Genomic DNA, 445 nt, shown 5'->3' on the forward strand with positions numbered 1-445 from the left:
CGTAATACTGTCTGGACGTTTACCGAACTTATTGTTGTTATCATTCCACATCTTCGTTCCTGAAACAGATGTAGTTTTCACCTTATTTGGAATATCCAGTTCGACTCCATTTTCATCATTTGATTTTATTTCAAACTCTACTTTTTTCTGAGGATCGAAATCAATATAGTCTGGAGCTGAAACCTCTTGTACATAATATTTACCTGGTGATAATTGAGGAGTTTCAACTATCCCTTTTTCATTTGTTTTATATTCGCCCCCAACTTGTTCACCAGACTCTTTATACAACTTAAACGAAACATTTGGGATTACTTTTTCTTTATTTCCTTCAATATGTTTAACAATTTTCAGCTTTCCTTTTGGAACCTTGTTGCCAGTAGCACCACCACCAGCTGTCATATTTTCGACTGGATGAGTACCCGACTCAGTAACTGGTTCTTTGTTT

General features: G+C 35.7%; 1 protein-coding gene. It reads right to left on the reverse strand.

The genetic code is table 11. The annotated features are described in order from the left end of the window. Nucleotides 1-445 (reverse strand): SpaA isopeptide-forming pilin-related protein (locus tag BAU27_RS08345; RefSeq protein ID WP_139254628.1); only part of this gene is annotated, 445 nt, incomplete at both ends.

The sequence above is a fragment of the Bacillus sp. NH11B genome (assembly GCF_001884205.1).
Lineage (GTDB): Bacteria > Bacillota > Bacilli > Bacillales > Bacillaceae_G > Bacillus_A > Bacillus_A proteolyticus.